This window comes from Kitasatospora sp. NPDC058406 (assembly GCF_042722765.1).
Lineage (GTDB): Bacteria > Actinomycetota > Actinomycetes > Streptomycetales > Streptomycetaceae > Kitasatospora.
Window position 1 is genome coordinate 1 of the sequence record NZ_JBHXKE010000317.1, and the last position, 8,669, is coordinate 8,669.

Annotated in this window: 5 protein-coding genes; 4 read left to right on the plus strand and 1 reads right to left on the minus strand. The window is 74.9% G+C overall.

The features are described from left to right. Positions 1–89: 89 nt before the first annotated feature. Positions 90–2,453 carry an MMPL family transporter gene (locus ACFWOG_RS36960; RefSeq protein WP_380363802.1) on the minus strand — a complete coding sequence of 788 codons (2,364 nt, stop codon included), beginning with the start codon at positions 2,451–2,453 and terminating at the stop codon, positions 90–92. 555 nt (positions 2,454–3,008) lie between these two features. On the opposite strand from ACFWOG_RS36960, the gene ACFWOG_RS36965 reads away from it, so the two are divergent. From ACFWOG_RS36965 to helR, 4 genes are all read left to right on the plus strand, one after another. Beyond that, the gene (locus ACFWOG_RS36965; RefSeq protein ID WP_380363804.1) at positions 3,009–4,133 is read left to right on the plus strand and encodes a DegT/DnrJ/EryC1/StrS family aminotransferase; all 1,125 of its coding nucleotides are present in this window, start codon (positions 3,009–3,011) and stop codon (positions 4,131–4,133) included. Positions 4,134–4,194: 61 nt separating this feature from the next. Beyond that, positions 4,195–5,166, plus strand: a complete 972-nt coding sequence (locus tag ACFWOG_RS36970; protein ID WP_380363806.1) for an NAD-dependent epimerase/dehydratase family protein — start codon at positions 4,195–4,197, stop codon at positions 5,164–5,166. Between the two features lie 13 nt (positions 5,167–5,179). After that, positions 5,180–6,283: a hypothetical protein gene (locus ACFWOG_RS36975; protein WP_380363808.1), complete on the plus strand. Its 1,104-nt coding sequence runs from the start codon at positions 5,180–5,182 to the stop codon at positions 6,281–6,283. Between the two features lie 300 nt (positions 6,284–6,583). Continuing rightward, positions 6,584–8,669: RNA polymerase recycling motor ATPase HelR (gene helR / locus ACFWOG_RS36980; protein WP_380363810.1), on the plus strand; the 2,086-nt coding region annotated here is incomplete at its 3' end.

Below are 8,669 nucleotides of genomic sequence, written 5' to 3' on the forward strand. Positions count from 1 at the left end.
CCCGCCCCGCCGGGCCCGGCGCCCGGGGGTGCCCCCCTTCAACCCGGGGGCCCCCCCCCGGGGCCGACGCGACGGACGGGACGGACGCGCTAGACCCGCACGGAGTGCCGGCCCTGCCCGGCGCCGCTGTCGTCCCCGGCACCGCTGTCGTCCCCGGCCTCGCCCGCGGGCTCGGGCCAGGACCCGGAGCGCGGGACCGGCGGCGGGCTCTGGAGCCGGGCTCCCTCGACGTCGATGTCGGGCAGGATCCGCTCCAGCGGGCGCGGCAGCCACCAGGCCCGGCGGCCGAGCAGGGCGAGGGCGGCCGGCACGATCGCCATCCGGACCACGAAGGCGTCGAAGGCGACGGCGGCGGCCAGGCCGAAGCCCATCATCTTGATCATCGACTCGTCCATGCCGATGAATCCGGCGAAGACGCTGATCATGATGAGCGCGGCGGCGGTCACCACCCGGGCGTTGTGGCGGAAGCCGGTGACCACGGCCTGGCCGGGCTCCTCACCGTGGACGTAGGCCTCCCGGATCCGGGTGACCAGGAACACCTCGTAGTCCATGGCCAGGCCGAAGACCACACCGACCATGAAGATCGGCATCATGCTCATCACCGGGCCGGTCTGCTCGACCCCGATCAGCTCGGCGAGCCAGCCCCACTGGAAGACCGCCACGACGGCGCCGAGCGCGGCGGCCACCGAGAGCAGGAACCCGAGCGCGGCCTTGACCGGGACGAGCACCGAGCGGAAGACGACCAGGAGGAGCAGGACGGCGAGGCCGACCACGACCGCGAGGTAGGGCACCAGCGCGTCGGTGAGCTTCTGCGAGACGTCGATGTTCATCGCGGTGGGTCCGCTGACCAGGACGGTCGCGCCGGTGGCGGCCTTCAGGTCGGGGGCCCGGTCCCGGATGTCGTTGACCAGGGCGGTGGTCTCGGCGGCGCTCGGGCCGGTGGCCGGCACGGCGTTGACCAGGGCCGTGTCACCGGCCTTGTTGAACACCGGCGGCGAGACGCTGACCAGGCCCGGCAGGGCGGCGACGGTCTTGCCGACCTGCTCGGCCGCGGCCTTGGGGTCGGGCGCGCCCTTGACGTCGACCAGCAGGGTCAGCGGACCGTTGAAGCCCGGGCCGAAGCCGGCGGAGAGGTGGTCGTAGGCACGCCGCTGGGTGGTGGAGGTGGGCTTGGCCTCGTCGCCCGGCAGGCCCAGCCGCAGGTCCAGCGCGGGCACCGCCAGGATGCCCAGGCCGACCACCGCGCCGACCAGGACGGCGACCGGGCGGCGCAGCACGTAGCGGGCCCAGCGGGTGCCGCCGTTGTCACGCGGCCCGGCGGCGCCGGGTCCGTGGACCGTGTCCGGTCCTTCGGCGCCGGCCGCGCGGCGGCCCCGGGAGCGGGAGCGGGCACCGAAGCGCGAGCCGGGGCGCGCGCCCGGACGGGAGCCGGCGCGGTCCTTCCTGGACAGCACCCGACGGCCGAGGAAGCCGAGCAGCGCCGGGACGAGGACGAGTGCGACCAGGACGGCGATCACGACGGTGCCGGCCGCCGCCATGCCCATCTTGGCGAGGATCGGGATGCCGACCACGGAGAGCCCGGCGAGCGCGATCACCACGGTGAGTCCGGCGAAGACCACGGCGGACCCGGCCGTGCCGACCGCCCGGCCGGCGGCCTCCTCCGGCTCGTGGCCCTCCAGGAGCTCCGCCCGGTAGCGGGAGACGATGAAGACCGCGTAGTCGATGCCGACCGCGAGGCCGAGCATCATCGCGAGCGTGCTGGTGGTGGTGGAGAGGCCGAGCGTGCTGCCGAGCGCGGTGATCAGGGCTATCCCGAGCCCGACCCCGACCAGGGCGGTGAGCAGCGGCAGTCCGGCGGCGAGGAGCGAGCCGAAGGTGATCACCAGGACGACCGCGGACATCGCCATGCCGATGGCCTCGGTGGAGCCGCCCGCCTCGGGGCCGGGCATCAGCGCGGTGCCGCCGACGTCGACCGTGAGCCCGGCGTCGCGCCCGTGCTGGGCGGCCTGTTCCAGCCGGTCCGTGGCGGTCTCGGCGACCTTCCCCGGCTTCTCGCTGTAGCTGATCGTCGCGTAGGCGGTGGTGCCGTCCTTGGAGACCGCACCGGCCTGGAACGGGCCGACCGCGCCGGTGACCTGCTCGGTGCCGGCGAGTTCGGCGACCGTCCGCTCGACCGCCTGCTGGTTGGGGGCGGCGGTGATCTTCTGCCCGGACGGCGCCACGAAGACGACCCGGGCCGAGGCACCCTCGGCCGCGGCGCCGGGGAAGCGCTCGTCCATGAGGTCGAAGGCCTTCTGCGCCTCGGTGCCGGGCATGGAGAAGCCGTCGTCCGGGGCGGCCGGGGCCTTGGTGGCCAGCACTCCCACGGCGGCCAGCAGGGCGACCCACAGCAGGGTCACCAGGCGGCGCCGGAGGAAGGACCATCGGCCCAGGCGGTAGAGGAATGTGGCCACGGGTGAGCGGACTCCTTCGGGGTGGCGTGCGGGCGGGTCCCGGACGGGCGCCGTACCGGCCGGGACCGGGTCCCGGGCGGGTGTCGTCCTGTGCGGGGCTTCTCGTCAGGTGCTCGTCCGGGGGCGACCGGCCCGGCCGGCGGGCCGGGGCGCCCGGAACACGGCCAATCCTCCGGTGGAGGGCGTCTCGTCGTCGTCGCCCCTGCGCAGGCATTCCGGACTACTGCGGACGCATCAGCCCGACCCGGACGGCGTAGTGCGAGGCCGGCACGGCGGCCCGGGCGTCTCCGACCTGAGGCCGGGGCTCCCGCGACGCCGCACCGCCCCCGTACGCACCCCCGCACGCACCCCCCGTGCGCACCCCGCACACGGCCCCGCGCCGCTCCCGCGCCACCGGCCCCGCCCGGCGCCCGGCCGTGCCGTCACCCGGGCGGGGGCGACAACGGGCCGGGGCCGGGCCGGCGAAGTAGCGTGATGTGCCTGGCCGGCCGCCGACCGGACGGCCCGGACCAGACCAGGTCGATGACGTGCTCATCCTGCTGCCGGAGGTGGCCCATGGGCGTTCCCGCCGCTCGCATCGTGTTCGACGAGAACGACCGCGCAGCCGTCGCGGACGCGGTCGACGACATGCTCACCACCGGCGCGCTCACCCTCGGTCCCTGGACCGAACGCTTCGAGCAGTCCTTCGCCGCCGAGCACGGCGCCCCGCACGCGGTGGCCGTCGCCAGCGGCACCGCCGCGCTGGAGGTGGTCCTGCGCACCGTGGACGTCCGCGACCGCGACGTGGTCGTCCCGGCCGTCACCTTCTACGCGACGGCCGGCGCCGTACTGCACGCCGGCGGCCGCCCGGTCTTCGCCGACGTCGACCCGGCCACCCTCGCGCTCGGCCCCGCCGCGCTGGAGGCCGCGCTCACCCCCGACACCGCGGCCGTCGTCCTCGTCCACATCGGCGGGCTGATCACCCCCGAGGTGGACGCGCTGCGCGCGATCTGCGACGCGCGGGGCATCCCGCTGGTCGAGGACGCCGCCCACGCGCACGGCAGCAGCTTCCAGGGGCGCGCCGCCGGCACCTTCGGCCTGGCCGGCGCGTTCTCGTTCTACCCGACCAAGGTCACGACCAGCGGCGAGGGGGGCATGATCCTCACCGAGTCCGCCGAACTGCGCGACGAGGCCCGCATCCACCGCGACCAGGGCAAGGGCTCGTTCACCACCAACCACCACGTCCGGCTCGGCGCGTCCTGGCGGATGAGCGAGCTGAACGCCGCCGTCGGCACGGTGCACCTGCGCCGGCTCAAGGAGTTCGTGGAGACCAGGCGCCGGGTCGCCCAGCGGTACGACGCCGCGTTCGCCGGGCCGGACGGCCTGCGGCCGGTCACCGAACCGGCCGGGTGCCGCGGCAACTACTACAAGTACGTCGCGCTGCTGCCGCCCGGCATCGACCGGGCCGCCTTCAAGCGGGCCGTCGCCGAGGAGTACGACGTACGGCTCTCCGGCGAGGTCTACGACCTGCCGCTGCACCTGCAACCGGTGCTGGCCCCGTACCGGCGGGCCGCGCTGCCGGTCGCCGAGGACGTCTGCGCCCGGCAGGTCTGCCTGCCGGTGCACTCCGACATGACCGAGGACGAGACCGACCTGGTGATCGAGGCGGTCTCGGCCGTCCACCGCCGGCTCGCGGGATGACGCCCGGACCCGCGGGGCCGGGACCGCGCCAGGACAAGAGCCAGGACAAGGAGACAGAACCGTGCGCGTAGCCGTCACCGGAGGATGCGGATTCATCGGCTCACACGTGGTGGACCGGCTCCTGGCCGCCGGGCACGAGGTGCTCGCGGTCGACACCACCGACAGGTACCTCAACCCCGACGCCGACCACGCCGGCATCGACGTCCTCGACCTGCCCGCCCTGACCGACGCGCTGGACGGCTGCGAGGTGGTCTTCCACCTGGCCGCGCAGGCCGACGTCGAGCGGGTCGCCGCCGACCCGGTCGGCGCCGTGCGGGCCAACATCGACGGGACCGCGACCGTCCTGGAGGCGGCCCGCCGCAGCGGCCTCAGCCGGACGGTCCTGGCGAGCACCGTCTGGGTCTACGGCGCCGCCCTCACCGACGACCGGATGGACAGCTCCGAACAGGAACTCGACGAGCACGTGCCGATCGAGCTCGACCACTGCGGGCACCTGTACGTCGCGACCAAGCTGGCCGCCGAGATGCTCGTGCACAGCTACCGCGAGCTGTACGGGCGGCACTTCACCATCCTCCGGTACGGCATCCCGTACGGGCCCCGCATGCGCGACGAGCTGGTCGTCGCCCGGTTCGTGCAGGCCGCGCTCGCCGGGCGGCCGATCACCATCGCCGGGGACGGCCGGCAGGGCCGCAACTTCGTCTACGTCGAGGACCTCGCCGAGGCCCACGTCCGCGCACTCTCCCCCGAGGCCGAGGACCAGACCTTCGCCCTGGAGGGCTCCACGGCGATCTCGGTCCGGGACATCGCCGACACGGTCGACCAGCTGCTCGGGCCGGTCACCGTCGAGCACATCGAGGCGCGGACCGCCGACTACGCCGGGCGCCGCATCTCTGCGGCGCAGGCCAAACGGCTGCTGGGCTGGTCCCCGCGGACCAACTTCACCGACGGCGTGCAGCGGTACGCGGACTGGTACCGGGCCGAAACCTCCGCACCGGGCACCCCTCCCGGCCCCGGCCCGCGCAGCGGCGCCTGAGGCGGGACGCGCGGTGCCGCACGCGCTGCTGGTGTCGGGCTCCCTCGGCCAGGGCCACGACGTGATGGCCCGGGCCTGCGCGGACACCCTGGAGGCCGGCGGCTGGACCACCCGCACGGTCGACGCGATGGCCCTGCTCGGGCAGCGCGCGGGCGCCGCCGGCGAGGCGGTCTTCCGCCGGCTGCTCGACCTGCCCGGCGTCTACGACGCGTTCCACTTCTCCGCGCTGCGCCCCGGCGCGCGGATCGCCCTGCTCGCCGACGCCGCGGCGCGGTCCCGGCTCGTACCGGCGCTGCGCGCGCTGGTCGCCGAGCAACGGCCGGAGCTGGTGGTGTCGGTCTTCGCCACGGCGACCTCGGCCGTCAACCGGCTGCGGGCGGACCGCGACGCCCCCGGCTTCCGCCACCTGGTGCTCTGCACGGACGTCACGCCGCACCGGCTCTGGGTCCAGGACGGCACCGACCGCTTCCTGGTCACCTCGGAGGTCGCCGCGGCCGCGGTCCGCCGGTACCGGCCGGACGCACCGGTCACCGTTCTGCCCGCGCCGCTGCGCGGACCGTTCTACCGCCCGCCGTCCCGCGCCGAGGCCCGCGCCGCGTTCGGGGTGCCGCCGGGTGCGCGGTGCGTCCTGCTGATGTCCGGCGCCTGGGGGCTCGGCCCGCTCGCCCGGACCGCCCCCGCGCTCGCCGACGCCGGGCCGCACGTGCTCGCCGTGGCCGGCCGCAACGCCGAGCTGGAGGACCGCCTGCGCCACGCCGCCGGCCGGCGCCCGCGCCTGCACGTCTTCGGCCACACCGACCGGATCCCGGCCCTGATGGCCGCCGCCGACCTGGTGGTGACCAGCTCCGGTGACACCTGCAGCGAGGCCCGCGCACTGGGCCGCCGGCTCCTGCTGCTGGACGTCGTCCAGGGCCACGGCCGGGACAACCTCCAGCACGAACTGGAACTCGGCCACGCCGACGTCACCTCGGCCCGCCCCGCCGACGTGGTCCGCTGCGCCCTCGCCGCGCTCGAACGGCCCGCCCCCGCCCCGTCCCCCGGTGCGTCGCCCGAGGGCTGGCGCACGGGCTTCACGGCGGCACTGGAGCAGGTCGGACTCGCCGCCGGCCGCGCCTGAGAACCCGGCCGCGCCCGGGAAGCACGAAAGGCGAGGGAAACGGTCGTCCCTCGCCACTCTTAACCTATAGCGGACCGGGGGGCTTGCGGCAAGGCCCCCGTCATGCCGCAGAATCGCTCGGCAAGGCCATAACCAGCGGGGATTGGGAGATTCACCTAGTGCGTGTGCTTTTGTCGGTCTACAGGTCGTGCGACGCCGTCGAACCGGGGGCGGGCCGTACGCCCCGGCAGCGGGTGACCGGGGCGCGGCCCTGCGGGTCGCCGGTCCCCGCCGGAGCGACCCCGGATCGGAGCCGCTGACATGAACCCCCTGACCATCAGCGCCTTCGACCTCCCCGACCGCCTGGCCGCCAAGGCCGACCCGGCGCTCATCGGCCGCGACGAGCAGCACTTCGAGGACATCGGGGTCAGCCTCGAACAGGCCATCGCGGAACTGTCCGACAACCTCGACACCGTCCGCCGGGCGCCCGGCGGAATCGGCCGGGAGGCGATGGACCGGGACATCGAGGTCCACCGGCTGACCGACCGCCTGCGCACCCTGCGCCGCTTCGGCCTGGACCTGTGCCTCGGCCACATCGTCGGCGCGGACGACTCCGAGCCCCTGTACGTCGGGCGGCTCGGCCTCACCGACAGCACGGGCCGCCGGCTGCTGATCGACTGGCGCTCCCCCGCCGCCGAACCGTTCTTCGCGGCGACCCACGCCAACCCGATGGGGCTGGCGAGCCGCCGCAGGTACCGCTGGACCAAGGGCCGGATCAGCGACTACTGGGACGAGGTGTTCACCACCGACGGGCTCGAAGGACACGCCGCACTCGACGACCAGTCCGCCTTCATCGCCAGCCTGGGCGGCAACCGGTCGAGCCGGATGCGGGACGTGCTCGCCACCATCCAGGCCGACCAGGACGCCATCGTCCGGGCCGGGTCCCGCGGCGCCCTCGTCGTCGACGGCGGGCCGGGGACCGGGAAGACCGTCGTCGCCCTGCACCGCTCGGCCTACCTCCTCTACGCCGACCCCCGCCTCGGCCACCGGCGGGGCGGCGTCCTGTTCGTCGGCCCGCACGAGCCCTACCTGGCCTACGTCGCCGACGTCCTCCCCAGCCTCGGCGAGGAGGGCGTGCAGACCTGCACCCTGCGCGACCTCGTCACCGAGGGAGCCACCGCGGCGGTCGAGAGCGACCCGGAGGTGGCCCGGCTGAAGTCGTCCGCGGGCCTGGTGAAGGCCATCGAGAAGGCCGTCAGGTTCTACGAGGAACCGCCGACCGAGGCCCTGACGGTGACGACGCACTGGTCCGAGATCCGGCTGACCGCCGACGACTGGGCCGAGGCCTTCGACGCGCCGGAGCCGGGCACGCCGCACAACGAGGCCCGCGAGCAGATCTGGGACGAGCTGCTCTCCATCCTGACGGACAAGCACGACGGCGAGGACGTCCCGCCCGACCAGTTCCGCCGGTCGGTGATGCAGGACCGGGAGCTGGTCACCACCGTCCACCGCGCGTGGCCGCTGCTCGAAGCGGCCGACCTCGTCGGGGACCTCTGGACGGTGCCCGCCTACCTGCGGATGTGCGCCCCCTGGCTCGACCGCGAGGACGTCCTCAAGCTCCGGCGCAAGGACGCCCAGGCCTGGACGGTCTCCGACCTGCCGCTCCTGGACGCGGCGCGGCAGCGGCTCGGCGACCCGGAGGCGGCACGGCACAAGCGCCGGCAGAAGGCCTACGTCGCGGCCGAGCGCGCCCGCATGGCCGACGTCATCGACCACCTCGTCCAGGCCGACGAGGACGGCGAGAACGCGCTGACCATGCTGCGCGGACAGGACCTCCAGGCCAGCCTCGTCGACGAGTCCGCGCTGCCCGGCCGGGACCCGGAGCCCCTCGCCGGCCCGTTCGCGCACGTCGTCGTGGACGAGGCGCAGGAGCTGACCGACGCGGAGTGGCAGATGCTGCTGCTGCGCTGCCCGTCCCGGAGCTTCACCATCGTCGGGGACCGCGCCCAGGCGAGGCACGGCTTCACCGAGTCGTGGCAGGAGCGGCTCGAACGGGTCGGACTCGACCGGATCGAGGTGGCCTCCCTCAGCGTCAACTACCGGACGCCGTCGGAGGTCATGGCGGAGGCCGAGCCGGCCGTCCGCGCCGCGCTCCCCGACGCCAACGTGCCGACGTCCGTCCGCAGCAGCGGCATCCCGGTCGTGCACGGGTCCGTGGCGGAGCTCGACCCGATCCTCGACGGCTGGCTCGCCGAGCACGCCGAGGGGACCGCCTGCGTCATCGGCGATCCGACGTTCGTGCCGACGCCCCGCGTCCGGTCGCTGACGCCGGAGCTGTCGAAGGGGCTGGAGTTCGACCTGGTCGTCCTCGTCGACCCGGAGGCGTTCGGCGAGGGCGTCGCGGGAG

Coding starts and splice junctions, on each gene's coding strand:
- ACFWOG_RS36965 (WP_380363804.1), top strand. CDS start 3,009: ATGGGCGTTCCCGCCGCTCGCATCGTGTTCGACGAGAACGACCGCGCA.